Annotated in this window: 25 protein-coding genes and 1 tRNA gene; 11 read left to right on the top strand and 15 right to left on the bottom strand. The window is 72.3% G+C overall.

Annotated elements, in window-relative coordinates:
- Window positions 1-5 precede the first annotated feature (5 nt).
- The 8 genes from ACFHPP_RS21985 to ACFHPP_RS21950 form a co-directional block, all read right to left on the bottom strand.
- Complete coding sequence (locus ACFHPP_RS21985; RefSeq protein ID WP_437165381.1) at window positions 6-395, bottom strand: hypothetical protein; 390 nt, start codon at window positions 393-395, stop codon at window positions 6-8.
- Window positions 335-634 (bottom strand): hypothetical protein, encoded by a 300-nt coding sequence (locus tag ACFHPP_RS21980; protein ID WP_437165380.1) that lies wholly within the window; start codon window positions 632-634, stop codon window positions 335-337. The genes ACFHPP_RS21985 and ACFHPP_RS21980 overlap by 61 nt, the downstream gene beginning before the upstream one ends.
- Before the next feature lie 73 nt (window positions 635-707).
- The gene (gene recJ, locus ACFHPP_RS21975; RefSeq protein WP_437165379.1) at window positions 708-2,507 is read right to left on the bottom strand and encodes a single-stranded-DNA-specific exonuclease RecJ; all 1,800 of its coding nucleotides are present in this window, start codon (window positions 2,505-2,507) and stop codon (window positions 708-710) included.
- Window positions 2,504-3,526: a class II fructose-bisphosphatase gene (glpX, locus tag ACFHPP_RS21970; protein ID WP_437165378.1), complete on the bottom strand. Its 1,023-nt coding sequence runs from the start codon at window positions 3,524-3,526 to the stop codon at window positions 2,504-2,506. Before glpX ends, recJ begins: the two co-directional genes overlap by 4 nt.
- Before the next feature lie 106 nt (window positions 3,527-3,632).
- Entirely contained in the window at window positions 3,633-4,205 is a 573-nt protein-coding gene (locus ACFHPP_RS21965) for a histidine phosphatase family protein (RefSeq protein ID WP_437165377.1), read from the bottom strand.
- A gap of 36 nt (window positions 4,206-4,241) precedes the next feature.
- Entirely contained in the window at window positions 4,242-5,534 is a 1,293-nt protein-coding gene (locus ACFHPP_RS21960) for a homoserine dehydrogenase (RefSeq protein WP_437165376.1), read from the bottom strand.
- 103 nt (window positions 5,535-5,637) lie between these two features.
- On the bottom strand, window positions 5,638-6,861 hold the full coding sequence (locus ACFHPP_RS21955) for an LL-diaminopimelate aminotransferase (protein WP_437165375.1): 1,224 nt from the start codon (window positions 6,859-6,861) through the stop codon (window positions 5,638-5,640).
- Window positions 6,862-6,911: 50 nt separating this feature from the next.
- The gene (locus tag ACFHPP_RS21950) at window positions 6,912-7,427 is read right to left on the bottom strand and encodes a hypothetical protein (RefSeq protein ID WP_437165374.1); all 516 of its coding nucleotides are present in this window, start codon (window positions 7,425-7,427) and stop codon (window positions 6,912-6,914) included.
- A 451-nt stretch (window positions 7,428-7,878) separates the two neighbouring features.
- Between ACFHPP_RS21950 and ACFHPP_RS21945 the strand changes: the two genes are divergently transcribed.
- A complete protein-coding gene (locus ACFHPP_RS21945; protein WP_437165434.1) occupies window positions 7,879-9,627 on the top strand; it encodes a PHA/PHB synthase family protein in 1,749 nt (582 codons plus the stop codon).
- Between the two features lies 1 nt (window position 9,628).
- On the opposite strand, the gene ACFHPP_RS21940 is transcribed toward ACFHPP_RS21945, so the two are convergent.
- The 3 genes from ACFHPP_RS21940 to ACFHPP_RS21930 form a co-directional block, all read right to left on the bottom strand.
- Entirely contained in the window at window positions 9,629-10,939 is a 1,311-nt protein-coding gene (locus tag ACFHPP_RS21940) for a cation:proton antiporter (RefSeq protein WP_437165373.1), read from the bottom strand.
- Between the two features lie 52 nt (window positions 10,940-10,991).
- Window positions 10,992-11,630, bottom strand: coding sequence for a hypothetical protein (locus tag ACFHPP_RS21935; RefSeq protein ID WP_437165372.1), 639 nt, complete (start codon window positions 11,628-11,630; stop codon window positions 10,992-10,994).
- An 85-nt stretch (window positions 11,631-11,715) separates the two neighbouring features.
- On the bottom strand, window positions 11,716-14,397 hold the full coding sequence (locus tag ACFHPP_RS21930) for a type II toxin-antitoxin system ParD family antitoxin (RefSeq protein WP_437165371.1): 2,682 nt from the start codon (window positions 14,395-14,397) through the stop codon (window positions 11,716-11,718).
- A gap of 120 nt (window positions 14,398-14,517) precedes the next feature.
- Here ACFHPP_RS21930 and ACFHPP_RS21925 point away from each other — a divergent pair.
- From ACFHPP_RS21925 to ACFHPP_RS21915, 3 genes are all read left to right on the top strand, one after another.
- Window positions 14,518-14,594, top strand: a tRNA-Arg gene (locus tag ACFHPP_RS21925).
- A 110-nt stretch (window positions 14,595-14,704) separates the two neighbouring features.
- Window positions 14,705-14,875, top strand: a complete 171-nt coding sequence (locus tag ACFHPP_RS21920) for a hypothetical protein (protein WP_437165370.1) — start codon at window positions 14,705-14,707, stop codon at window positions 14,873-14,875.
- Window positions 14,876-14,894: 19 nt separating this feature from the next.
- On the top strand, window positions 14,895-15,260 hold the full coding sequence (locus tag ACFHPP_RS21915; protein ID WP_437165369.1) for a hypothetical protein: 366 nt from the start codon (window positions 14,895-14,897) through the stop codon (window positions 15,258-15,260).
- Window positions 15,261-15,271: 11 nt separating this feature from the next.
- Here ACFHPP_RS21915 and ACFHPP_RS21910 read toward each other — a convergent pair whose 3' ends face one another.
- Window positions 15,272-16,495 carry a serine hydrolase domain-containing protein gene (locus ACFHPP_RS21910; protein WP_437165368.1) on the bottom strand — a complete coding sequence of 408 codons (1,224 nt, stop codon included), beginning with the start codon at window positions 16,493-16,495 and terminating at the stop codon, window positions 15,272-15,274.
- Window positions 16,496-16,629: 134 nt separating this feature from the next.
- Here ACFHPP_RS21910 and ACFHPP_RS21905 point away from each other — a divergent pair, with 134 nt between their 5' ends.
- On the top strand, window positions 16,630-18,216 hold the full coding sequence (locus ACFHPP_RS21905) for an ABC transporter substrate-binding protein (RefSeq protein WP_437165367.1): 1,587 nt from the start codon (window positions 16,630-16,632) through the stop codon (window positions 18,214-18,216).
- An 8-nt stretch (window positions 18,217-18,224) separates the two neighbouring features.
- Here the strand turns inward: ACFHPP_RS21905 and ACFHPP_RS21900 are convergent, their stop codons facing one another.
- Together ACFHPP_RS21900 and ACFHPP_RS21895 are read right to left on the bottom strand one after the other, a co-directional pair.
- Complete coding sequence (locus ACFHPP_RS21900) at window positions 18,225-18,464, bottom strand: hypothetical protein (protein WP_437165366.1); 240 nt, start codon at window positions 18,462-18,464, stop codon at window positions 18,225-18,227.
- Complete coding sequence (locus tag ACFHPP_RS21895; protein ID WP_437165365.1) at window positions 18,461-18,757, bottom strand: hypothetical protein; 297 nt, start codon at window positions 18,755-18,757, stop codon at window positions 18,461-18,463. The genes ACFHPP_RS21900 and ACFHPP_RS21895 overlap by 4 nt, the downstream gene beginning before the upstream one ends.
- Before the next feature lie 40 nt (window positions 18,758-18,797).
- Between ACFHPP_RS21895 and ACFHPP_RS21890 the strand changes: the two genes are divergently transcribed.
- From ACFHPP_RS21890 to dut, 3 genes are all read left to right on the top strand, one after another.
- Complete coding sequence (locus ACFHPP_RS21890) at window positions 18,798-19,484, top strand: class I SAM-dependent methyltransferase (protein ID WP_437165364.1); 687 nt, start codon at window positions 18,798-18,800, stop codon at window positions 19,482-19,484.
- Complete coding sequence (locus ACFHPP_RS21885) at window positions 19,481-20,563, top strand: NAD-dependent epimerase/dehydratase family protein (protein ID WP_437165363.1); 1,083 nt, start codon at window positions 19,481-19,483, stop codon at window positions 20,561-20,563. The genes ACFHPP_RS21890 and ACFHPP_RS21885 overlap by 4 nt, the downstream gene beginning before the upstream one ends.
- 64 nt (window positions 20,564-20,627) lie before the next feature.
- Window positions 20,628-21,092, top strand: coding sequence for a dUTP diphosphatase (gene dut / locus ACFHPP_RS21880; RefSeq protein ID WP_437165362.1), 465 nt, complete (start codon window positions 20,628-20,630; stop codon window positions 21,090-21,092).
- A gap of 10 nt (window positions 21,093-21,102) precedes the next feature.
- Here the strand turns inward: dut and ACFHPP_RS21875 are convergent, their stop codons facing one another.
- Entirely contained in the window at window positions 21,103-21,540 is a 438-nt protein-coding gene (locus ACFHPP_RS21875; protein ID WP_437165361.1) for a DoxX family protein, read from the bottom strand.
- Window positions 21,541-21,672: 132 nt separating this feature from the next.
- Here ACFHPP_RS21875 and ACFHPP_RS21870 point away from each other — a divergent pair, with 132 nt between their 5' ends.
- The 3 genes from ACFHPP_RS21870 to ACFHPP_RS21860 all read left to right on the top strand — a co-directional run.
- Window positions 21,673-22,605 carry a LysR family transcriptional regulator gene (locus ACFHPP_RS21870; protein WP_437165360.1) on the top strand — a complete coding sequence of 311 codons (933 nt, stop codon included), beginning with the start codon at window positions 21,673-21,675 and terminating at the stop codon, window positions 22,603-22,605.
- Entirely contained in the window at window positions 22,602-24,188 is a 1,587-nt protein-coding gene (locus ACFHPP_RS21865) for a GMC family oxidoreductase (RefSeq protein ID WP_437165359.1), read from the top strand. Before ACFHPP_RS21870 ends, ACFHPP_RS21865 begins: the two co-directional genes overlap by 4 nt.
- Before the next feature lie 36 nt (window positions 24,189-24,224).
- Window positions 24,225-25,578, top strand: a 1,354-nt coding sequence (locus tag ACFHPP_RS21860; protein ID WP_437165358.1) for a transglycosylase domain-containing protein, incomplete at its 3' end; no start/stop codon positions are given.

Raw genomic sequence — 25,578 nt, 5'->3', positions numbered from 1 at the left:
AGGCCCTACCGCGCCGGGAAGTTGGGTGGGCGCTGGCGGTGCGAGCGCCGCGCGCGGCGCCATGCCGCCGCCTCGGCCAGGGCCGGCAAGGCCAGCAGCGGCGCCGTCAGCACCGCAAGAAGCCCGAAGCCGGCGCCCCAGGCCTGGCCGCCCAGCACCAGCGCGGCGCCGGCCGCCGTCCAGGTCAGCGCATTCACCGCGATGCCGATGCCGAACAGCCAGCGCATCCGGCGCAGGCGCGCGGCGGCCTCGGCCGGGTCACCCTCGGTCCAGGCCGTGCCGCGCGCGGAAACCTGGTAGAGCCGGGCCGGTTCGACCCGGAACGGCGCCCGCGTCAGCGGCGCATCACGACGAAGACGGGCCGGCCCTGCTGCTTCGCCCGGCGCATCCGCCACCACAGCGACCCGGCGCCGATCAGCCCGGCCACCAGCAGCACCGGCAGGATCAACCCGACGAACACCACGGCCAGCGAGGCCAGCAGCAGCCCGCCGGCGACCAGCGCCACCAGGATCGCCACGCCGCCGACGCGGCCCAGGAAGCGGTCCAGCTTGCCGGGACGCGGCGGGGTCGGCGGCTGGCGGAAATCGCCCTCGGGCGTCATGTCGAGGACGGGCGGGGTTCGGTGCGTTTCCATCGAGCGTGATGTTGCCCCCGCGGGGCTGCCATTCAAGCCCGGCATTGTTACCAAGCGATTCACCCGACCGGTCTCAAACAACCGGCGCGGCATCCACCACATGGAAGCTCGCGGTCACGCTGTCGTTCCAGCTTTCCGCCCGCAGATGCCCCGCCAGGTGCAGGGAGCCGCCGCCGAGCAGCGCCGCGGCCAGCGGGCCTTCCTTGGCCCGGAAGCAGATCGCCTTCAGCCGCCCGCCGCCACCCTCGCCTTCCAGGAAGGCGCGAATCGTGCCGCCCTCCTTCCCCACCCGGTCGGCCCGCACCACCCGGGCGCGGGAGACAACGAACACAGGTTCCTCGTTGCCCGCGCCGAAGGGTGCCAGCCGCGCGATCTGGGAGGCGACGTCCACCGTCGCCCCCTGCACCGCCAGCGCCCCCTCCACCGCCAGGTCGGCCGCACCCGGCAGGTCCGCGGCATGCGACAGGCGCTCGTCCAGGAAGGAATGGAACTCCCCCTCCCGCGCCACCTTGAACGAAAACCCCGCCGCCATGGCGTGCCCGCCGCCGGTCTCCAGCAGCCCCGCCTGGCGTGCCGCGATGATGGCAGCACCCAGGTCCACCCCGGCGACGGAGCGCCCGGAGCCCTTGGCGATGCCCGCCGCCGCGCCGGCGACGCAGGCCGGGCGGTTGTACTTTTCCTTCATCCGGCCGGCGACGATGCCGACCACGCCGGGGTGCCAGCCCTCGCCGACCACCAGCAGCACCGGGTGGCCGTGCAGCGCCTGGCGCTCGCATTCGGCGAGTGCCGCGGCCAGCACATCCGCCTCCACCTCCTGCCGCCGCTTGTTCACGGTATCGAGGCGCTCCGCCATGGCGCGCGCCTCCAGCGGGTCGTCCTCCAGCAGCAGCCGCAGGCCGAGGTCGCTCTCATCGATGCGGCCGGAGGCGTTGATGCGCGGGCCGAGCAGGAAGCCCAGCGTGTGCGCCGTCGGCGCATCCTTCGCCATCGCCACTTCCAGCAGCGCGGCGATGCCGGCGCGGCCGCGCCGCGCCATGACCTTCAGCCCCTGCGCCACCAGCGCCCGGTTCAGCCCGACCAGCGGCATCACGTCGCAGACCGTCGCCAGCGCCACCAGGTCCAGCAACTCCAGCAGCTTCGGCTCGGGGCGGGTCGCGAAGGCGCCGCGCCGCCGCATCTCCCGCACCGTGGCGACGGCAGCGAGGAAGGCGACCCCGGCGGCGCACAGATGGCCGAGGCCGCTGCTGCAATCCAGCCGGTTCGGGTTCACCGCCGCCCGCACCCGCGGCACCGGGCCTTCGGCCTTGTGGTGGTCCAGGATGACGATGTCGGCGCGGCCGGCCGCGGCCTCCAGCGCCACCTCCGCCGCGATGCCGCAATCCACCGTGACGATCAGCGTGGCGCCGCGCTCGCACAGCCTGGCGATGGCGGCGGCGTTGGGACCGTAGCCCTCCGAAAGCCGGTCCGGCACGTAGTGCACCACCTGCGCCCCAAGCTCGCGCAGGAATCGCACGGTCAGCGCGCCGGAACACGCCCCGTCCACGTCGTAGTCGCCATAGACCACCACCTGTTCGCCACGCTGCGCCGCATCGGCGAGGCGGGACGCCGCTGCATCCATGTCGCGCAGCGTGCTGGGGTCGGGCATCAGCGCCCGCAGCGTCGGCTCCAGGAAGGTCGCCGCCGCATCCACCCCGACGCCACGCGCCGCCAGCAGCCGCCCGACCAGTTCGGGCAGTTCCAGCCGCTGCGCGATGCCGAGGCCGGTGCGCGCATCGCCCTGCCGCCAGATCCAGCGCCGGCCGAGCGCACTGCGCTGCACCCCCAGCGCCACTTCCGCGCCGGGCGCCCCCAGGATGAGCGGCTCCGCGCTCACCCCGTAAAGGCCGCGGGCTTCAGCGCGAAGTTGTGGTGCCCCTCGACGTAGCGGACGGTGCCGGACTTCGAGCGCATCACGATGGAATGGGTGATGGCGCCCTTGCCGAAGTCGCGCACGCCGCGCAGCATCGGCCCGGTGGTGACGCCGGTGGCGGCGAACATCACGTCGCCCTTCGCCATGTCCATCATAGAATAGATCCGGCCGGCATCGGTGATGCCCATGTCCCTGGCGCGCAGGATCTGGTCCTCGCTCTCGAAGATCAGCCGGCCCTGCATCTGGCCGCCGATGCAGCGCAGCGCCGCCGCCGCCAGCACACCCTCCGGCGCGCCGCCGCTGCCGAGGTAGATATCCACGCCGGTGTCGAGCTGGGACACCGCCACCACGCCGGAGACATCGCCATCCGGGATCATCATGATGCGGGCACCGGCGGCGCGGCAGCGCTTCACGATCTCCTTGTGCCGGTCGCGGTCCAGCAGGCAGACGACGAGGTCGCTGACCCGGCGGCCCTTGGCCTTGGCCAGGTTGGTCAGGTTCTCCTCGACCGAGGCATCGATGTGCACAACGCCGTCCGGCAGGCCGGGGCCGACCGCGATCTTGTCCATGTAGACGTCCGGCGCGTGCAGGAAGCCGCCCTTCTGCGCCAGCGCGACGCAGGCCATGGCGTTGGGGCCGCCCTTGGCGGTGATGGTGGTGCCCTCCAGCGGGTCCACCGCGATATCCACCTCGGGGATGTTCGGCCCCTGGGCATTGGCATAGAGCCCGACCTTCTCGCCGATATAGAGCATCGGCGCCTCGTCCATCTCGCCCTCGCCGATCACCACGGTGCCGGAGATGGCGACGGTGTCGAAGGCGCGGCGCATGGCCTCCACCGCCGCGCCGTCGGCGGCGTTCTTGTCGCCGCGGCCCATCCAGCGGCTGGCGGCCAGCCCCGCCGCCTCCGTCACCCGCACCAGTTCCAGCGCCAGGTTGCGGTCGACATGCACCTGGCGGTCCATCTGGGCATCGGTCTCGGGCATGGCGGGCGTTCCTTCCGGGCGGGCGTGTTCGTGTGGGTCTTGTTGCCCGGAACGAGGCCCGGCGGGAAGGGGCCTGGCGGTGCCAGGGTGGTGACCGGCGGCCGGTTCAGGGCCTGATCCGGCCAACCACCGCCAACGCGCCATCCCGGCGGGCCAGCACGATGCCCTCGCCGGAGGCCGGGAAGATGCCCACGCCGGAGGCGGAAAGCGCACCGGTCAGGGCAGTGATGTTCACCTGGTGGGTGCTGACGACCAGCGCGCCCGGCCCGGACCAGCCCAGTAGCATACGCCGGGCCGCCTCGGTCTGCGCCGGGCCAGCGGCGCGATCGGCGAAGAAGGAATCGAAGACAGGTTCGCGCCTGGCGTGACCCGGGAAGGCCAGGTCCGCCGTCTCCCGCGCCCGGCACCAGCCGGAAGCGAGCACGGCCCCCACTGCGATGCCCCGCTCCCGGAACGCCTGCCCGATCCGCACGGCCTGGGCACGCCCCTCGGCACTCAGGTTCCGCTGCGTCGCGCAGTCCCCGAGCCGCATGCCCGGCGGATCGCCGCCACCCGGCGCCAGGGCATGCCGGAACAGCACGATGCCGCCCTCCCGCAGCGCATCCCAGGCGGGCTCCGCCTGGGACGGGCCGGCCAAGCCGAGCAGGAGGATGGCGAACAGGATACGGCGCAGGATCATGCCCCCGCATCTGGCCGCCCCAGCGCGGCTGTAAAGCTACAGCGCCTCGATCCGGATCAGCGCCGGCTTCTCCACCACCGCCTCCAGCGACTGGATGCGGGCGATGGCAGCGCGCATCTGCGCCTCCTCGCAATCATGCGTCGTCACCACCACCGGCACCGCCTCGCCCGGCGCGCGGCCGCGCTGCAGCATGGATTCCAGGCTGATGTGGTGGTCGCGCAGGGCGGCGGTGACGTCGGCGATGACGCCCGGGCGGTCCACCACCATCAGCCGCAGGTAGTAGGCCCCGACGCGCTTGCCCATGGGCACCGAGGGCACCTGGGACAGCGCCGAACCGGCCACGCCCCAGACCGGCGTGCGGCGGTCGCGGGCGATGTCGATCAGGTCGGCCACCACCGCGCTGGCAGTCGGCCCGGCGCCGGCGCCGCGGCCTTCCAGCACGATGCGGCCGCAGAAATCCCCCTCCGCCACCACCGCGTTGAACACGCCGTCGACACGGGCGATCGGGTGCGCGATCGGCACCATGCAGGGATGCACGCGGGTCTCGACCCCGGCATCCGTGCGGCGCGCGATGCCGAGCAGCTTGATGCGGTAGCCCAGTTCCTCCGCCAGCCTGATATCCAGCGCGGAGATTTCCCGGATGCCCTCGACATGCACCGCGGCGAAATCCACCGGCCGGCCGAAGGCCAGCGCCGCCAGGATCGCCAGCTTGTGCGCGGCATCGACGCCGTCGATGTCGAAGGCCGGGTCGGCTTCGGCGTAGCCAAGTTTCTGCGCCTCGGCCAGCGCCTCGGCGAATTCACGGCCGCGCTCGCGCATCGTGGTCAGGATGTAGTTGCAGGTGCCGTTCAGGATGCCGGTGATGCGGGAGATGTCGTTGGCGGCGAGACCCTCGCGGATCGCCTTGATCACCGGGATGCCGCCGGCCACCGCCGCCTCGAAGCCCAGCGCCACGCCCTTCGCCTCGGCGGTTGCGGCCAGTTCGGCGCCGTGCAGCGCCAGCAGCGCCTTGTTGGCGGTGACCACCGGCTTGCCGGCGGCCAGCGCCGCGCGCACCAGGGCGGCCGCCTGGCCATCGCTGCCGCCGATCGCCTCGACTACCACATCCACATGCGGGTCATGCGCGAGCGCCACCGGGTCCTCGTACCAGCGAAGGCCGGACAGCGAGATGCCGCGGTCGCGCGTGCGGTCGCGGGCGGAGACGGCGGTGACGGCCAGCGGGCGGCCGGCACGGGCCGTGATGGTGGCGGCGTTGTCGCGCAACAGGGCGAGGACACCGGCGCCGACGGTGCCGAGGCCGGCGACGGCGATGGAGAGGGGCTTGGTCATTGATGTTGCGTCCAGATGAGTAGGCTGTGCGCCCCCCCTCACCCAATCCTCTCCCCCCGACAGGGGGGAGAGGGCTTTTCGGGTCGAGGTGCGTCGTAAGGGTTCAGGCCGCGTCCACGGCACCGGCCGGGGCGTCTACGGGCCCGGCATTGTCGACGGCCAGGAAGCTGCGGATGCCGCGCATGGCCTGGCGGATGCGCTGGCTGTTCTCGACCAGGGCGATGCGGACATGGCCGTCGCCGTGCTCGCCGAAGCCGATGCCGGGCGCCACGGCGACCTTCGCCTTGGCCAGCAGCAGCTTGGCGAAATCGACGCTGCCGAGATGCGCGAAGCGCTCCGGGATCGGCGCCCAGAGGAACATCGACCCCTCCGGGGAGGGCACCTTCCAGCCGGCACTCGCCAGGCCCTTCACCATCACGTCGCGGCGTTCCCGGTACAGGTCGCGCATCTCCTGCACGCAATCCTGCGGGCCGTTCAGCGCGGCGGCGGCGGCGATCTGGATCGGGGCGAAGGCGCCGTAGTCCAGGTAGGACTTCACCCGCGTCAGCGCCGAGACCAGCCGCGGATTGCCGGCGGCGAAGCCCATGCGCCAGCCCGGCATGTTGTAGGTCTTCGACATGGAGGTGAATTCCACCGCCACGTCCTTCGCCCCCGGCACTTCCAGGATCGAGGGCGGCACGTTGCTGCCGAAGTAGATTTCCGCGTACGCAAGGTCGGACAGGATGAAGATCTCGTGCCTGCGCGCGAACTCCACGATCTTCCGGTAGAAATACAGGTCCGCCAGCATCGCCGTCGGGTTCGACGGGAAGTTCACGATCAGCGCCGTCGGCTTCGGCACGGAATGCCGCACCGCGCGGTCGAGCGCCGCCAGCATCTCGTCATCCGGGGTGCAGGGCACGGATCGGACGGAGGCGCCGGCGAGCACGAAGCCGAACTGGTGGATCGGGTAGGACGGGTTCGGCACCAGGATGGTATCGCCCGGCGAGGTGATGGCCGCGGCCAGGTTCGCCAGCCCCTCCTTGCTGCCCAGCGTCGCCACCACCTCGGTCTCGGGGTCCAGCTTCACGTTGAAGCGGCGGTCGTAATAGCCGGCGAGCGCCTTTCGCAGGCCGGGGATGCCCTTGGAGGCGCTGTAGCGATGCGTGCGCGGGTCGGCCACCGCCTCCACCAGCTTGGCCACGATATGCGGCGGCGTCGGGCAATCCGGGTTGCCCATGCCGAGGTCCACGATGTCCTCGGCCGCCGCGCGGGCCTTGGCCTTCGCCGAGTTGACCTCGGCGAAGACATAGGGCGGCAGGCGCCGGATGCGGTGGAACTCCTCGGTCATGGTCTCAGGGTCCGTGGGCTGCGTGCGGGCTGTGAGGATAGCGCAAGGGTTCAGTCGCGGCGAGGCGCCAGCAGGTCCGCCCCCGGCGCCGGGGGCGGGCCGGACAGGTCCGGTGCGGCGGCGGGTGGCGCCAGCAGGCTTGGCGCCGGCGCGGCGGGCGGGCCGGACAGCGGCGGCGGGGCCTGCGCCTCGGCGGCCGGCGCCACCACCACCGGCGCGGCGCGCGGCGCGGCCTGGGGGCCGGGTGCCGGCTCCGGGTCCAGGTTGATCCGCGGCACCGCGGCCAGGCGCGGCGGCGCCGGCGGCCGGGTGCCCCCGGGCAGGCCAGTGCCGGCCTGCGGCGGGCCGGCCGGCGCCACGATCAGCGCATCCCGCGAGCCTTGGCGGTCCGCCGCCAGGGCCTCGGTGATGGCGGCCCGTGTCGCCGCATCCGGCGGCACCGGCCGCGGCGGCACGGTCGCCAGGTTCGGATAAGGCGCGTCGCGGCCTGGCGGCGGCTCCCGCCCATCCAGGTAGCCGCCGCTCAGGTTGCGCCACCAGATGCGCGGGTCGGCGTCCCTCGGCACGCCGTCGCTGCACCCGGCCAGCGCGAGGCCCAGCAGCAGAGGGCCCGCGGCGCGCCGCAGTGCCCCGGCCGCTTGATCCGCAGGACGGTGGCCCCTACCTTCGCGGAAATTCCCGTGGCGTCCGACGCGCGGGTGCATGGCTTCCCAATCCTTCGCGCCAATGTCTGCGCAAGGGGGTTACCCCGAACCACCCGCCGGCGAAAGCGTCCCTGGCGGTCGGAACGGCGGGAAGGATCACCCGGACCGGTGACGAGCGCCGGCGACGAACGGCAGCATGGGGCGGGGCAGGAAGCGCATGGCGCAGGATCAGGGTTCGGACCAGCGGGACAAGGCCAGGGCGGAGGCGTCCGAAACCGAGGAGATCCGCTCGGCCCGGATCAACGCCGCCCAGGCGGCGACCGAGGCCCGCCCCGAGCCCGAAAAGGCCGCCTTCCGCCTGCCCGATCCCGAAATGGTCTCCCGCACCATGGCGGACGTCGCGGAACGCGGCCAGCGCATCGTCGGCGACTTCCTGAAGCGCCAGGCGGAGGGCGCGCCCGCCACCGGGCCGGACCCGCTGCAGATCGGCTCCGCCTTCCTCGACATGACCACCCGGCTGATGGCGAACCCGGCGCGCCTGGTGCAGGCGCAGATCGGTTTCTGGCAGGACTACCTGACGCTGTGGCAGAACACCGCGCGCCGGATGATGGGCGGCGACCAGGCTGGTCCGGTGATCCACGAGCCCAAGGGCGACAAGCGCTTCAAGCATGAGGCCTGGCGGGAGAACGAGGTCTTCGACTTCATCCGCCAGTCCTACCTGCTGTCCGCCCGCTACTTCACCAACGTGGTGCAGGGCGCGGAGGGTCTCGACAACAAGACCGCGCAGAAGGTGGATTTCTACACGCGGCAATTCGTCGACGCGATGAGCCCCTCAAACTTCCTGATGACCAACCCGGAAGTCCTGCGCCGCACCGCGGAGACCGGCGGCGAGAACCTGCTGAAGGGCCTGTCCAACCTGCTGGCGGACCTCGAACGCGGCAAGGGCAACCTGCGCATCCGCATGACCGACGACAGCAAGTTCAAGGTCGGCGAGAACATCGCGGTGACGCCCGGCCGCGTGGTGTTCCGCAACGCGCTGATGGAGCTGATCCAGTACACGCCGACCACCGAGCGCGTGCTGAAGCGGCCGCTGCTGATCCTGCCGCCCTGGATCAACAAGTTCTACATCCTCGACCTCCGCCCCAAGAACAGTTTCATCCGCTGGGCGGTGGAACAGGGGCACACGGTTTTCGTGGTGTCCTGGGTCAATCCCGACGAGGCGCTCTCGGACAAGGGTTTCGAGGACTACATGCAGGAGGGCCCCTACGCCGCGCTCGACGCGATCGAGGCCGCCACGGGGGAGAAATCCGTCAACGCCATCGGCTACTGCCTCGGCGGCACGCTGCTGGCCTGCACCCTGGCCCATATGACCGCGAAAAAGGACACGCGGATCAAGACCGCGACCTACTTCGTCACCATGACGGATTTCGAGGAGGCCGGCGAACTCGGCGTCTTCATCGACGAGGAACAGTTGCTCGGCATCGAGGAGAAGATGTCGAAGAAGGGCTTCCTCGAGGGCCGGGAGATGGCGACCACCTTCAACATGCTGCGCGCCAACGACCTGATCTGGTCCTTCGTGGTGAACAACTACCTAATGGGGCAGGAGCCGTTCCCCTTCGACCTGCTGTACTGGAACGACGACAGCACCCGCATGCCGGCGAAGATGCACAGCTTCTACCTGCGCCGGATGTACCAGCAGAACGACCTGGTTAAGCCCGGCGGCATCGAGCTCGCCGGCGTCCCGCTCGACCTGCGCAAGATCAAGGTGCCGACCTACATGATCTCGACGCGGGAGGACCACATCGCGCCGTGGAAATCCACCTATCGCGGCACGCAGATCTATGGTGGCAAGACCCGCTTCGTGCTGGCGGCGTCCGGCCACATCGCCGGCGTGGTGAACCCGCCCGATTCGGGCAAGTACAGCCACTGGGTGAACACCAGCCTGCCGCCGGAACCCGATGAATGGTTCGCCGGCGCCACCGAACTCGCAGGCTCCTGGTGGCCGGATTGGCAGCGCTGGGTGCTGGCGCAGGACAAGGCGATGGTCGCCGCGCGCCAGCCGGCGGATGCCGGACTGGGCGATGCGCCGGGCACCTATGTGAAGGTGATGGCGAAGGATTGAGTCAGCGCGCCGGCCCCGTCAGCCCCGGCGGCGGGATTTCCGCCCGCTCCGGCGCGTCGGGGTCGCGGCCCTGCGCCCGGTCCAGCCAGCGCATCACCGGGGTCACCGTCAGACCGTGCAGCAGCACGGACAGCAGCACGATCAGCCCGATGATGGCCCATAGCCGCTCGGCCTCGGCGAACGCCGCGTGGTTCAGCCCATAGGCCAGGTAGTAGAACGACCCGACCCCGCGGATGCCGAAGAAGGCGAGAGTCAGCTTCTCGTGCCACGGGGCACGCAGCCCGGCCAGGCCCAGCAGCCCCGCCACCGGCCGCACCACCAGCAGCACCGCCAGTGCCACGCCGATATCCACCCACTGCAACGGCGCCAGCAGGCCGGAGACCAGCGCGCCGCCGAACAGCAGCAGCAGCACCATCATCGCCAGGCGCTCCACCTGTTCCGTCACGTCGTGCATCTCGCGGTGGAATTCGTGCCTGCGGTGCGCGTGGCGCAGGGTCAGCGCGGTGATGAAGACGGCGAGGAAGCCATAGCAGTGCACCATCTCCGTCAGGCCGTAGGAGACGAAGGTGGCGCCGATGGCGATCAGCCCATCGCCGGTCTGCGCCAATTGGCTCTCCGCCGGAATCCGGAAGGTCAGCCAGCCGAAGACGCGCCCGACCAGCCAGCCGCCGACCACGCCGACGCCGATCTCCCACACCACGTTGTAGCCGAGCCACTGCAGCAGCCAGGGCTCGCCGCTGCCGGCGGCCAGCGCCAGCACGATCGCCAGATTGACGAAGGGGAAGGCCAGCCCGTCATTCAGCCCGGCCTCGGAGGTCAGGCCGAAGCGCACCTCGTCCTCCTGCCCTGTCAGCGGCGGGCCGACCTGCACGTCGGCGGCCAGCACCGGGTCGGTCGGGGCCAGGCTCGCCCCCAGCAGCAGCGCCGCCACCCAGGGCAGGCCGGCCCAGGCGCCGAGCCCGGTGATCGCCAGGATGCTGAGCGGCATGGTGATGGCCAGCAGCCGCCAGGTCACCGCCCAGCGACGGAAGTCGAACACGCGGTCCAGCTTCAGGCCGGCGCCCATCAGCGCGATGATCACCACGAATTCGGTGAAGCGCTCGGTGATCTCGGGGTGGTCCATCGGCATCGGCCGCAGCCCGACCTGCGGCAGCGCGAAGATCCCGGCGCCGAGTGCGATGCAGACGATCGGCAGGGACAGCGGCAGCCGCTTCAGCGCCAGCGGCAGCCAGGCGACCAGCGCGATCAGGAAGCCGAGCCCGGTCAGGGCGACGATGTAGGGGGCAGGCCAAAGCTCGGTCAGTTCGGGCATGCATCGGCAACGCAGCCGACCGTACGGCGTTCATCCCAACTGGCGTTCGCCCTCAGCGGGGTCCCGCCCCCATGCCGCGTCCCGGCTGCGGGTCGAGCCAGCCGGATTGCGGGTCCAGCGCGCCGCTGAGACCCCAGACGCGGGTCGTGGCCAGCCGGTCCACCTCCTCCCGCGCCAGGGATGTCGCGATGCGGCCCTGCGGCAGCGGGCCGGGGCGGGCGAGGTAGGCCAGGGTGCGGGCGCCCCCGGGCTCGAACAGCGCGGGTCGGAGCGCGGCTTCCGCCGTCGCGCGGTCGCGGCGGGCCAGGGCGAGGTGCGCCGCGGTCAGGGCGCGCACCACCTCGTCCGGGTCGGCGCCGGCGCGGATGCCGAGCGCCGCGCGGACCTCCACCCGGGCGCCACGCAGCTCGAAGCCCACCCCGGCCGGCAGCGGTGCCCAGCGAAGGTCGCGCGCCAGCTCGACCGTCATCAACTCCACCTGCGCCGCGGCGCGGGCCATGGCGGCGGGATCGTCGGCCAGGGATCGGCCGCCATCGGCAAAGGCCGCGGCCGCCTGGGTCACCACGTCCCGCATCGGGTCGGCCCCGCCGGCACCGAGCGCGGCGGGGATGCGGGCGGCGGGCGGCGGGGCGCGCAATTCGGCACAGGCGCCCAGGGCAAGAACCAGAAGCGCCATCAGGGCAGGCCGCATGCGGGGTATCTCCGGGCGTGGCGGAAGTTGCATCCTAGACGAGTGCCGGCCCGCCGCCACCCATGCCGATGCACCACCAGGCGCCTCAACCGGGCAGGCCAGGGTCCCCTGGCGGCGCCAGCGGCACCGCCACGGTGCACGCAAGGCCGTCCCGTCGCCATTCGAGTTCGACGCAGCCACCAAGTTGCCCGCGCAGCGTCGCGTCCAGCACCCGGGAGCCGAAGCCGCGGCGTGGCGGGCGTTCGGGCACCGGCGGGCCGCCGGCTTCGGTCCAGTGCAGCCGCAGGCTTCGGGCGCCCTCCCCCTGCAGCGACCAGGTGATGGCGACACGCCCCGTGGCCACCGAAAGCGCGCCGTGCTTCACGGCATTGGTCGCCAGTTCGTGCACCGCCATGGCCAGGGCCTGCGCCGTCATCGGCGCCAGCGCCACGAGCGGCCCGTCCAGCAGCACGCGCTGGCCACCGATGAAGGGTGCGATCTCGCCCTGCAGCAGCGCCCGCAGATCGGCGCCGTTCCACCGGTTTTCCGCCAGCAGGGTCTGCGTGCGTGCCAGGGCGCCGACGCGGCCCTCGATCGCGCGGATGTAGCTGGGCAGGTCCGGCGCGCGGGTCAGGCGCAGCGCGGCCTGCACCACGGCCAGGGCGTTCTTGGCCCGGTGGTCGACTTCCCGCGCCAGCAGCGCCTGGCGTTCCTCGGCGCGGCGGCTTTCGGTGATGTCCCGCGCGACGCCCGCCACCATCACCGGCGTGCCGGTCGCCGGATCGAACTCGACCACCGCGCCGCGCGAGGAGATCCAGCGCCAGCCGCCCTCCGTCCGGCCCAGCCGGAACTCCGCCTCGAAGCGCGGGGCATCGCCCGCCAGCACCGCGCGCAGGCTGGCCTCCACGCGCGGGCGGTCCTCGACATGGATCGGGCGGAGCCAGGCGGCCAGGTCGAAGCCGGCGGTCGAGAGTTCCGGGAACTCGTCGCTCAGCAGTCCCTTGCGGATGCCGCGGTCGTGGCGGGCATCGTATTCCCAGGTGCCGAACTCCGCCGCCTCCAGCGCCAGGCGCAGCCGCGCCTCGCTGGCGCGCAGCGCCGCCTCGGCGGCCTTGCGGTCGGTGATGTCGATATGTGCGCCGTAGGTCAGCCGGCGGCCGCCCAGTTCCAGGCCCTGCACGCGCACCAGCACGTCGCGCACGACGCCGCTGGCGATGCGATGGCGGGCCTCGAATTCCTGCGCCCTGGGCCCGACGCCGCGGGCGCGGCCGCGGGCGCGGATCGCCTCCGAATCGCCGATCGCATCGACATCGGCGATGGTCAGGCGCAGGAAATCCGCCCGCGCATAGCCGTAGTCGTCGCAGGCGCGCTGGTTCACGTCCAGGATGGCGTGGGTGTCCGGGTCGATGACGATGACGGCGAAGGGCGCGGCATCGAACAATGCGCGCTGTCGCGCCTCGCTCTCCAGCGCCTTGGCCTCGGCCAGACGCAATCCGGAGACATCGATGTTGACCCCGACCATGCGGGAGGGCCTGCCCTCCGCATCGTGCCGCACCTGGCCCCGGGCCAGCACCCATCGCATGGTGCCGTCCGGCAGCACGACACGGAACTCGATCTGCAGCGGGTCCTGGCTGGCCAGGGCCTGCCGCATCGCGGCCTCCGCCGCCGGACGGTCATCCCGGTGCAGCCGCTCCACCCAGGCCTCCACCAGGCGGTCCCGCGGCAGGTCCGGGTCGATGGCGTGCAGCCGGTACATCTCGGGGGACCAGGTGGCGGCCCCGGTCTGGATGTTCCAGTCGAAGATGCCGAAGCCCGCGGCTTCCTGCGCCAGGCGCAGCCGTTCCTCGCTTTCGCGCAGCCCGGCCTCGGCGCGGCGCAGCAGGGTGACATCCGTCAGGCTCTCGGCGATCGCCACCACCTGGTCGTCGGCATCGCGCCGCACCGACTTCTGCGCCGAGACCACCAGCGAGGAGCCATCGCGCCGGTGCTGTTCCAGGTCGCCGCGCCACTGGCCGTCGCGCAGGAGCACTGCCTCCGCCTCCGCCGGCGGCACGGGGAGCCGGGTGCCGAGCAGGTCATGCACCCGGCGCCCCACCGCCTCCTCCGCCGTCCAGCCATAGATCTGCACGCAGCCGGCGGACCAGAAGCGGATCGTGCCGTCCAGGTCGCGCACCAGGATCGCCGCCAGGTCGAGCGTCGCCAGCAGGTCCCGCAGCCGCGCGTCGCGCTGCAGCAGCGCCGTCTCCGCCTGCCGCGCCTCGGTGATGTCGGCGTTGACGCCGACCATGCCCAGGAACTCGCCCTGCGGGCTGTACCGCGGCCGCGCCTCGGTCCGCAGGATGCGCCAGCCGCCGTCGGCGTGACGGTAGCGGCCCTCCACCAGGAAACCCGAGCGGTCCTGCATGCCAGCCTGCACCGCGGCGTACACCGCGGACGCATCATCGGGATGCAGAACGCTGTTCCAGGCGAAGCCGGGCGTGGCGTCCGGCGCGACGCCCCAGAATTCGCGGAGTGCCCGGTTGAGGTAGATGCAGGTCCCGTCCCGGTCGCCCATCCACAACATGGCAGGCGTGCTTTCGGCAACCAGTCGGAAGCGTTCCTCCGAATCCCAGGCGCCGATGGTGGAAGGTGGCATCAGGCGCTCGGCGGGAAGCGCCTCGGCTTCGGCCAGAAGTCGAAGGGCTGCGCGCACCACCTCGCTGGAACTGCGGTAACGGCCCGTGGCGACGCGGGCATCGATGAAGGCATCGAGCTGGGGCGTCAGCGAGACGTTGCGTGTCTTGCGCATTTTTTCATGTCGCGCCGGGCCCGTTTTGTGTCAAGGCTTGCCACGCTGCCGGGCTCGGGCTTTCCCTTCCCACGCGCCCCCTCGCCGGGCGGCGGCGGCCTGTGGTAATCTGCCCGCGGCGTCTCCGTAGCTCAGCCGGATAGAGCACCAGATTCCTAATCTGGGGGCCGTGGGTTCGAATCCCGCCGGGGACACCATCACGGCTGCTGCGGCCCATTGCGTTGAGGCAGGGTCGCGCGCGTCCGGCACCGGCCTTGCCGTGGCGGCATGGCCGTGGGACGTCGGAATTCTCCGCGGGAGACTGAAGATGCGTAAACCGAACTACGATTTCGAGCGCGCGCAGCGCAACATGGCCAAGGAAGCCAAGGCGCAGGAGAAGGCGCAGAAGAAGCAGGAGCAGAAGCTCAAGGACGCCGAAGCGGCGGCCGCCTCCGGCACGGAGGGCACCGTCGGTGGCGGAGCGAAAGCGTCGGATTAGCGGGCTCGGGCGGCACAGGATGGGTCGCCGCCCCCCCAAGGCGCCCCCCAAGGGCCCCGGCAGGGCCAAGCCCCGCGCCCACGCCAAATCCACCAGCCGTCCCGCGCCCGAAGCGGCGGAGGTCGAGCAGCTTCGCCGCGACCTGGCCGAGGCGCAGCGCCGCCTGCGGGAGGTCGAGGAACGCGGCGCCGATGCCTTCCTGGCCGGCCGCCTGGCGGAGCTGGAGGAAGCCCGCCAGGTCGCCCGCGGCCAGGCGGTGGAAGCCGCACTCGCCCGCAGCCGGGTCGAGGCGGAGCTGAACGCGCTGCGCGATTCCGTGGCCAAGGCAAAGGGCGTCGCCGGCTGGCTGCTGCGCTGGGCGCAGCGCCGCAACCAGAAAGGGTAGGAACGCCAGGCTCAGTCGATCACCGCCTGGTAGCTCAGCACCCGCAGCTCCCGCCGCAGCGGCCAGGTGTAGGAGGGCATGAGCTGCGTCAGCAGGATCACCGCCATCTCCTCCGCCGGATCGACCCAGAAGGCGGTGCTGGCGGCGCCGCCCCAGGCGCATTCCCCGGGCGTGCCCAGGATCTGCGCCCGCGCCGGGTCCAGCGTGACGGAAAAGCCCAGCCCGAAGCCGATGCCCTCCGCCGTGCTCTCGGACCAGCGCGGCTGGCCCATCGCCGCCATGTCGCCGCGCAGGTGGTTCGTCATCATCAGCTCGATGGTCTTGCGGCCGAGGTAGCGCACGCCGTCCAGCTCGCCCTTGTTCAGCAGCATCCGGCAGAACCGCAGGTAGTCCGCGGCCGTGGAGACCAGCCCGCCGCCGCCGGAATGCACCTTGCGCGGCGCCAGGTAGCGGCTGGTGGCGGGGTCGTCGATCAGCTTCAGGAACCGGTCGGCACCGAGGGCGTAGTTCGCCGCGAAACGCGCGCCCTGCCCGTCGGGCACCTGGAACCCGGTATCGACCATGCCGAGCGGGCCGATCAGGCGGTCCTGCAGGAAGCGGTCGAAGGGCTGGCCCGACAGCACCGCCACCAGATGCCCGAGCACGTCCGTCGAGACGCTGTAGTTCCAGGCCGTCCCCGGCTCCGCGATCAGCGGCAGCGCCGCCAGCGCCTCCACCACCTCGCCCAGGCTGGTCTCGGCACCGCCGAAATCGATGCCGTGCTCCCGGTACAGCGCATCCACCGCGGTCGCCTGCATGAAGCCATAGGTCAGGCCGGAGGTGTGGGTCAGCAGGTCGCGGAAGGTGATGTCGCGCATCGCCGGCAGCGTCTCCAGCTTGCCGCGCGCGCCGCCGGTGCAGACGCGCTGGCCGGCGAAGCCCGGCATGAATCGGCTGATCGGGTCATCGAGCTGGAAGCGGCCTTCCTCGTACAGCATCATGATGGCCACGCTGGTGAGCGGCTTGGTCATGGAATAGATGCGGTGGATCGTCTCCGGCGTCATCGGGGTGCCGCGCGCGAGGTCCGCCAGCCCGCTGCTGCCGAGATGCGCCACCTGGCCGCGCCGGAACACCAGTGTCGTCGCCCCGGCCAGCCTGCCCTCCGCCACCAGCCGGTCCCGCCAGGTATCGATGCGGGCCAGGCGTTGCGGGCACAGCCCGACCTGCTTCGGCGTGGTGGTCATCAGGCTGTCCATGCGGCGCTCCCGGTCCCGGCTTCGCGCCAAGGCTAGCCCGCCGCGCCGCGCGCCGCACCCCGGCGATGCTTGCAATCGGTGCCGGGGCGGTCCGATAGTCGCCCCAGGGCAGCAAGACCCGATGGGAGACATTCATGAAAAGGGCCGAGTTCCTCAAGGCCATGGCCGGCGCCGCGGCGCTCGCCGCGACACCGTCCGCGAAGCCGGCGCGGGCGCAATCCGCGCCCGAAACCCGGCTGCGCGCCGGCATCAAGCTCAGCCCGACCTCCATGGATCCGCATTTCCGCCTGTCCGGCGAACAGGCCATCCTGCGCGCCCTGCATGCGCGCTTCGTCGGCATGACGCCGGCCGGCAAGCCGGAGCCCGGCATCGCGGAATCCTGGCGCACGATCGGCGATGGCCGGATCTGGGAGTTCACCCTGCGCGCCGGCCTGAAGTTCAGCGACGGCAGCCCCCTCACCGCCGAGGATGTCGCCTTCAGCCTGTGGCGCGTGCCGCGCATCGAGGGCTCGCCCGGCGCCTATCACATCTTCGTCCGCGCCATCACCAAGGTCGAGGTGAAGGATGCGCGCACGCTGCACCTGCACACCGCGCAGCCCTACCCCTTCATGGTCGAGGACATGACGGAAATTGCCGTCATCTCGAAATCGCTCGGCGAAGGACTGCGCACCGCCGATTTCAACGCCCGCGAGGTGAAGGTCTTCTCCGGCCCCTACGCGCTGGAGGATTACCGCTTCGGCGAATTCGTCGCCATGCGCCGCAACCCGCACTGGTCCGGCGCCACGCCGGCGATCGCGCAGGCGCAGTACCGGGTGATGTCCACCGACGCGAGCCGCGTCGCCGCCCTGCTGTCCGCCGACGTGCAGGCGATCGACGAGGTGACGGTGCAGGACATCCCGCGCCTGCGCCGGGATGCGGCGCTGGAGGTCTCGCAGACTGCCGGCATGCGGGTGATGTACGTGGCGATGGACATGGACCGCGACGTGACGCCGTTCATCCGCGACAACAACGGCCAGCCGATGACGCGCAACCCGCTGAAGGATGCCCGCGTGCGGCGCGCCATGTCGCACGCCATCAACCGCGCCGCCATCGTCGACCGGGTGATGGAGGGCGCGGCGACGGTCGCCTCCAACCTGCTGCCCGAAGGCACGCCCGGCACCTCCGCCAGGCTCGGCGTCACCCCCTACGATCCGGAGCTTGCGAAGCGGCTGCTGGCGGAGGCCGGCTACCCGGAGGGCTTCCAGGCGACCCTGCACGCCACCAACGACCGCTACCCCAACGACGAGAAGGTGGCGCAGGCCATCGCGCAGTTCTGGTCGCGCATCGGCATCCGGACGGAGGTCTCGACCCTGCCCAATGCCAGCTACTTCCCGCAGGCGGCGCGCCAGGCCTTCAGCCTGATGGCGGCGCAGTACGGCGCCGACAATGTCAGCTACGCCTACCGTGCCCTGGTGCACACCTGGAACCGGGAGGCCGGGCTCGGCACCGCCAACCGAACCCGCCATTCCAGCCCGCGCGCCGATGCGCTGGTGGCGCGCGCGCTGACCACGATGGACGAGACGGCGCGCAACGCGCTGTTCGCGGAGGCGGCGGAGATCGCGATCGGGGAGGAAGCGATCATCCACATGATCTACCACCCGGCCTACGTCTATGCCGCGCGCAAGCCGCTGCGCGTCACCCCCTACTACAACGGCGCCTTCCTGCCGCAGGCCATCGGGTGATCCCCGACTCAGCCGAGGTTGGCGCGCAACCCCTCATCCATGCGGATGCGGGGGATGTTGGGCGGCAGCACCGGCAGCCAGGGTGGGCGTTCGGAGGAGGGTCGGCGCGCGCGGGGGCGCGGCAGGTCCTCCGGCAGGTATTCGGCCTCGCCACCCGCGGCGCTGCGCAGCGGCGTGCCGCAGCCGGCCAGCAGGGCGCCGGCCAGCAGCATCAGGACCAGCCCCGCCAGTGGCGGCCTGGTGCTCAACCGCGCTCACCCGCGACGCGGCCATCCTCGGCCACCAGCAGGGTCAGGTGCCGGTCTTCCTTCAGAGTCCGGTCTCCCCTGCGGATGGTGATCTCGCTCGACGGCCCGCTTTCGTCGTTCACCTCGACCACCTCCACCACCTGCCAGCCCGGCCGCTCCCGCGCCACCAGCGCCTCCGCCTCCTGCCGTGTCGCCGCCGCCTCCCTGGCCTGGAAAGACTTGAACGTCCGGCGCGGCGCCCGGTGCCATGCAGCGTGACTGGACCAGCAGCCGGCGCCGGATGCAACTGCCAAGGCGCCGAACCGTTGTTGTGACAAGGCAGAGGCAGGATGGATGGCCGGATCGGTCGAGGCGTATTTCGACTCCGTCGCGGACGGCTACGACAGCCACAAGCGGGCCGGCTGGTACCAGGCCCATGGCGAGCTGGTGCTGGGCCTGGCCGGGAAGCTGCCGGCCGGCGCCCGGGTGCTCGACATCGGCTGCGGCACCGGCCATCTGCTGCGCCGGATGGCGACGGACCAGCCAGCGATCGAGGCCCTCGGGGTGGACCTTTCGGCGCGCATGGTCGCCTTGGCGCGTGCCGCCGGCGCCGCCTACCCCGGCCTGCGCTTCGAGCGGATGGATTGGGAAGCGCCCGGCGCGCCGGCGGGCGTTGAGGGAACCGGCTTCGACCTCGTCACCTGCCTGAACTGCGCGCACTACTTCGCCGACCCGGTCGCCGCCTTCCGGCGGATGCGGCACGCCCTGAAACCCGGCGGCCGGCTGCTGCTGCTGGACCGGGCCCGGGACGGCGCGCCCGCCACCGCGCTGCTCGGCCTGCTGCACCGCCACCTGCTGCGCGACCGCGTTCGATTCCATGCCGCATCCGACCTGTCGCGCATGGTAGGGGTGGCCGGCTTTGCCGAGGTGCGGATCGCGGCGCGGGTCCATCGCTGGGCCTGGAAAGGAAAACTCGTCACCAGCCTGGCTGTTATCCAGGCTCAGGCCAGCCCGAAAACATTGCGCGAGGATCATTCATGACGGCAGCCCTCCCCTTCGAAGTCCGGACCCTGGCCGGCCAGCGATGCCTGGTGACGGGGGCGGCCGGGTTCATCGGCGGCGCGCTGCTGCGAAGGCTGGCAGGCTACGGCCTGGATGTCACCGGCACGGTGCTGCACCCGGCGGAGGCCGAGGCGCTGCGGCACCAGGGCTTCCAGGCCCAGGTGCTGGACCTGGCGGGCGATGCGGATTGGGACGCGATGCTGCGAGGCATCGGCGTGGTGTTCAACGTCGCCGCCATGTTCCAGGAAACCGACCAGCCGGAGGCGATGTACGACCGGGTCAACCACCGGGGCGCGTTGCGCCTGGCGGAGACGGCCCTGCGGCTCGGCACCCACCGCTTCATCCAGTGCAGCACGGTGGGCGTGCACGGCCATGTGCGGGAGATCCCGGCGCGGGAGACGACGCCGTTCAACCCGATGGACCTGTACCACCGCACCAAGCTGGCCGGCGAACTGGCCCTGATGGAGCTGGCGCGGCGCACGGACCCGACCCGCATGGCGATCACCGCCATCCGCCCCGCCATGGTCTATGGCCCCGGCGACATGCGAATGCTGAAGTTGTTCCGCACCATCCTGGCCGGGCGCTTCGTGATGATCGGCTCCGGCCGGGTCTGGACCCATCTCGGCCATGTCGAGGACAATGTGGACGCCATGCTGCTGGCCGCCGTGGCCCCGGCCGGGGCGGTGCATGGCGAGGCGTTCAACATCGCCTCCGACGAGCCGATGCAACTGGCCCCGCTGGTCGAACTCATCGCGCGCGAGGGCGGGGTGAAGCCGCCGCGGCTGCGGGTGCCGGTGGCGCCGGTCTGGACCGCCGGCCTCGCGGTGGAATTGCTGTGCCGGCCCTTCGGCTGGCGGCCGCCCCTGTCCCGCCGCCGGGTCGGCTTCTTCACCCACAACCGCGCCTTCGACCTGTCCAAGGCGCGCAGCCTGCTCGGCTACCGGTCCCGCTGGCCGCATGCGGAGGGGGTGCGCGACACCATCGCGGCCTACCGGGAGCAGGGCCTGGTGGCGGCCGCGACCGCCCCCGCGCAGTACCGCCCCGCGACATCCGGCTGACGCCGCCCCTGGCCCCGCGCGCCCGGCGCAGGCATTGAGCGCCGCGACAAGGCGGGGATGGGCGATGCGGGTGGAGATGAAGGTACTGGATGCGCGGCTGCACGAATGGGGCCTGCCGCGCCACCAGAGCGCGATGGCCGCGGCGGTGGACCTGCATGCCTGCCTGGAGGCGCCGCTGGAGCTTCTTCCGGGCGCGCCGCCCGTCCTGGTTTCGGCCGGCTTCGCGCTGCACATGGGCGATGCCGGCATGGCGGCGCTGGTGCTGCCGCGGTCCGGCCTGGGGCACAAGGGGCTCGTGCTGGGCAACCTCGTCGGGCTGATCGACCCGGACTACACCGGCCCGATCATGGTCAGCGCCTGGAACCGCAACGCGCCGGGCACGGCACCCATCCTGCTGTCACCGGGCGACCGCTTCGCCCAGATGATCTTCGTGCCGGTGCTGCGCCCGGACTTCGCGGTGGTGGAGTCGTTCTCCCAGGACTCCGCCCGTGGCGCCGGCGGCTTCGGCTCCACGGGACCGAAGGGCTGAACGGCGCGCCTCAGGCGCGGGCGGCGGCGTTGCCCTGGCCGGCCGGCCGGCCAAGCCGCACCGCATGGGCCCCGGCGCCGAGGCCGGCCTGCACCAGCAGCGCGATGGTCCAGAAGGCGGGGAATTCCCAGCCGCCGCCCGGCGCGCTGAACAGCCAGCCGGCGCCGGCGTGCTGGATCGTGGCGCCGATCATGATCGGCAGCAGCAGCAGGCTCACCGGGCGGACCCAGATGCCGAGGATCAGCGCGATGCCGGCCAGCGTCTCGGCAATGGCGATGACGGCGCCGAGCACCGGCGGGTAGCCGAGGGAGCCGAAGAAGCCCATCGTGCCCGCCAGGCCGAAGGTCATGATCTTCAGCAGCAGGCCGTGCGCAAGCAGCATGACGCCCATGGTGACGCGCAGCAGCAGGGCCGCGTAGGGGGTGGTGGTGCGGGGGTCGAGGTTCATGTCCGTAGCTCCGTTGGGGGGCGCGCATCGGGCACCCGGTGTGGCGCCCTTATGGCGCCGGAACGGGCGGTCCTTCCAACGGCCGGACGGAACACCCATCATCACCGTGACGAATGACCGGATGCCCGTGACTTGGCCGATCTCCAGACCCTCGACCTGAACCTGCTGCGCGTCTTCGACGCCGTGGCCCGCGAGCGCCACGTGACGCATGCGGCGGAGAAGCTGAACCTGTCGCAGCCCGCCGTCTCCAACGCCCTGGCGCGGCTGCGCGCGGCGCTGAACGACGAGCTGTTCCTGCGCCGGCCCGGCGGCGTCGAGCCCACTGCCCTCGCGCTTTCGCTCGCCGGCCCGGTGGCGGAGGTGCTGGACCGGCTGCGCACCACGCTCGCCGACCACGCCCCCTTCGAGCCCGCCACCACGGACCGCGTCTTCACCGTGGCGCTGTCCGAATATGCCGAGAGCGTGCTGGCCCCGCCGCTGCTGGAGCTGATGCACCAGGAAGCCCCCCGCGCCCTGCTGGCGGTACGCCACGCCGACCGCACCAACGCGCTGGACCTGCTGGCCAAGGGCGAGGCGGAGCTGGCCGTCGCCGTGCTGCCGGACCCGCCGGCGCTGTATACCCGCGTGCGGCTGCTGCCGGAGAATTTCCTCACGCTGGTGCGGCGCGGGCATCCGCTGGCGGAGGGCCCGCTGACGCTGGAACGCTTCACCGCCTTCCCGCATCTGCTGCATTCGCCCAACGGATCGCGCGACGGCGCACTCGACGGGCCGTTGCAGGAGGCGGGGTTCCCCCGGCGGCTCGGCGCCGTGGTCGCGCATCTTGGCGCGGTGCCGGAAATCCTGGCGCGCACCGACATGGTGATGACGCTGTCCGCCCGCCTGGCGCAGCGCATGGCGGAAACCTACGGCCTGGCGCTGCGCCCCTGCCCGGTCGAGTTCCGCCACACCCGCCTCAGCCTGGTCTTCCACCGCCGCTTCGAGGCCGACCCGGGCCATGCCTGGCTGCGCCGATCCATGCTGGCGGTGGCGCGGGAGGTCGGGCCGGTGCCCGGAGTGGGTGCGTGAGCGTCTTCGACTACGTCATCGTCGGGGCCGGCAGCGCCGGCTGCCTGCTGGCGGACCGGCTTTCGGCCGGCGGCGCCAGCGTGGCGGTGATCGAGGCCGGCGGGCGCGACCGGCATCCCTACCTGCACATCCCGGCCGGCTATGCCCGCATCCTGACCCACAGGACGCTGACCTGGGGCTTCGCCACCGCGCCCGATGCGGCGACCGGCGGTCGCGCCCTGGATTACCCGCGCGGCCGGGTGCTGGGCGGTTCGTCCTCGATCAACGGCCTCGGGCATGTCTGGGGCGATCCGTCCGACTACGACCTCTGGGCGCAGAAAGGGTGCGCCGGCTGGTCCTGGGCCGACCTCGCGCCGCACTTCGCCGCCTATGAGCGGGCGGAGGAGGATGGCGCGCATCGTGGCCGGACCGGGGCGCTGCATGTGCAGCACCTGGCCGAACTGCCGCCGCTGGTGGCGCGGATGCGCGATGCCGCCGCCGCCATCGGCCTGCCGACGCCGCGCGACATGAACGGGCCGGTCCGCGAAGGCTTCTCCACCTTCCAGCAGACCCGCAACGGCCGCCGCCGGCATTCCGCGGCCACCGCCTTCCTGAAGCCGGCGCTGGCCCGCGGCGTGGCGCTGCTCGACCACGCCCTGGCGCTGCACATCGTGCTGGAGGAGGGCCGCGCCACCGGCGTGCGCATCCGTCGCGGTGGCGTGGAACAGGTGGTCTCGGCGCGGCGGGAGGTGATCCTGGCCGCCGGCGCCATCGGCAGCCCGCATCTGCTGATGCGGTCCGGCCTGGGCCCGGCGCAGCACCTGCAGGACCACGGCGTCGCGGTGCGGCGGGACATCCCGGGCATCGGCCAGAACCTGCAGGACCACTACATCGCGCGGCTGACCTGGCGGCTGTCGGACCACCGCTGGTCCGCCAACCGCCGCATCACCTGGCCGCGCCTGGCGATCGAGGTGGCGCGCTGGCTGGCGCGCGGCGATGGCGTGCTGACCTGGTCGCCCGGCATGTTCGGCGTCTTCGCGAAGACGGAACCGGGGCTGGAGGCGCCGGACATCCAGCTCAATGGCGGCCCGCTGTCCTGGGCCGATGGCCGCATCGGCGTGCCGGAGGACCTGCCCGGCCTGACCCTCGGCGTCTGGCAATGCCGGCCGCAGTCGCGCGGCAGCGTCGGCCTCGCCGGCCCGGACCCGGCGATGGCGCCCGTCATCGCGCCGCGCTTCCTGACGGCGGAGGCCGACCGCGCCGCCATCGCCCGTGGCATCCGCCTGGCGCGCCGATGGATGGCGGCGGAGCCGTTGCGCGGCATCGTCCTGTCCGAGGTGCGCCCCGGCGCCGCCGTCGAGACCGAGGCCGAGTTGGTGCGCTTCGCCGCCGAGACCGGCGGCACGGTCTACCACCCGAGCTGCACGGTGCGGATGGGCGGGGAAGGGTCCGGCGCGCCACTCGACCCGCGGCTGCGGCTGCGCGGGGTGGAGCGGCTGCGGGTGGTGGATGCCTCGGTGTTCCCGGACATCCCGGTCTGCAACATCAACGCCACGGTGCTGGCGGTGGCGGACAAGGCGGCCGGAATGATCCTGGCCGACTGAAGGCCGCGGCCACCGTCTGTGCTAGGCTGCAGCCGGATGTCCCGCCCGCCTCGAAAAGGCCCGACCAGGCCCACGCCCAGACCACCACCCGCCCCCGCGCCGCCCCGCCGCAACCGCTGGCGCTGGCTGCGCTGGACGGTGCTGGTCTCCGTCTGGGGCGCCCTGGCCCTCGGCGCGGCGGTGCTGGTGCTGACCTGGGACCTGCCGCGCACCGATATCGCCCTCAGCCAGACGCGCCGCGCCGGCGTGACGCTGGAGGCGTCCAACGGCACCATCATCGCCACCTCCGGCGACGTCCACGGCGAGATCGTGCGCCTGCGGCAATTGCCCGCGCATCTGCCCGCCGCCCTGCTGGCGATCGAGGACCGGCGCTTCCGCAGCCATTGGGGGCTCGACCCCATCGGCATCGCCCGCGCCGCCTGGGTGAACTGGTCCACCGGCCGCGTCGCCCAGGGTGGGTCCACCCTGACCCAGCAGCTCGCGAAGAACCTGTTCCTGACGCCGGAGCGCAGCCTGTGGCGGAAGGCGCAGGAAGTGGTGATGGCCTTGTGGCTGGAATGGCACTTCAGCAAGGACGAGTTGCTCGAGATCTACCTCAACCGCGTCTATCTCGGCGCCGGCGCCTTCGGGGTGGATGCCGCCGCGCGGGTCTATTTCGGCGTGCCGGCGACGCGGGTGAATTTGTGGCAGGCGGCGATGCTGGCCGGCCTGCCCAAGGCCCCCTCCCGCCTCAACCCCCGCACGGCGCCGGACGCCGCGGCGGCGCGGGCGGCGGAGGTGCTGGAGGCGATGGCCGAGACCGGCGCACTCACCCGGCAGCAGGCGACGCTGGCGGCCGAATCGATCCGTATCGCGCCGCGCCCCTCCGGCGATGCCGGCTGGTTCGCCGACTGGGCGATGGACGACCTCGGCACCCGCTTCCCCGGCAATGCCGATTTGGTGCTGCGCACCTCGCTCGACCTGCGCATCCAGGCGGTGGTGGAGGCGCGGCTGGAGGCCTTGCTCGCCGGCCCCGGCACCCGGGCCGGCGCCGGCCAGGGCGCCGTGGTGGTGATGGAGGCCGCGACCGGCAACATCCGCGCCATGGCCGGCGGCCGCAACTACCGCACCAGCCAGTTCAACCGCGCGACCCAGGCCCGCCGCCAGCCCGGCTCCGCCTTCAAGCCCTTCGTCTTCCTGACCGCGCTGGAAGCCGGCGCCAGCCCGCAGGACATGGTGGCGGACGGGCCCACCAACCTCGGCGGCTGGCGCCCCGGCAACGGCACCTGGCGCAGCCAGGGCGAGGTGACGCTGGAGGAGGCGCTCGCCCATTCCGTCAACACCGCCGCCGTGCGCGTGCTGGCGCGCGGCGGCGGGGGGGGGGGGAAACACAAAACCCCGCACCCCGTCC

This window comes from Falsiroseomonas sp. E2-1-a20 (genome assembly GCF_051433195.1).
In the GTDB taxonomy this organism is placed as follows: domain Bacteria; phylum Pseudomonadota; class Alphaproteobacteria; order Acetobacterales; family Acetobacteraceae; genus Falsiroseomonas.
Note: the sequence above shows the minus strand (reverse complement) of the source record. Positions and strands in the feature narration are given on the sequence as shown.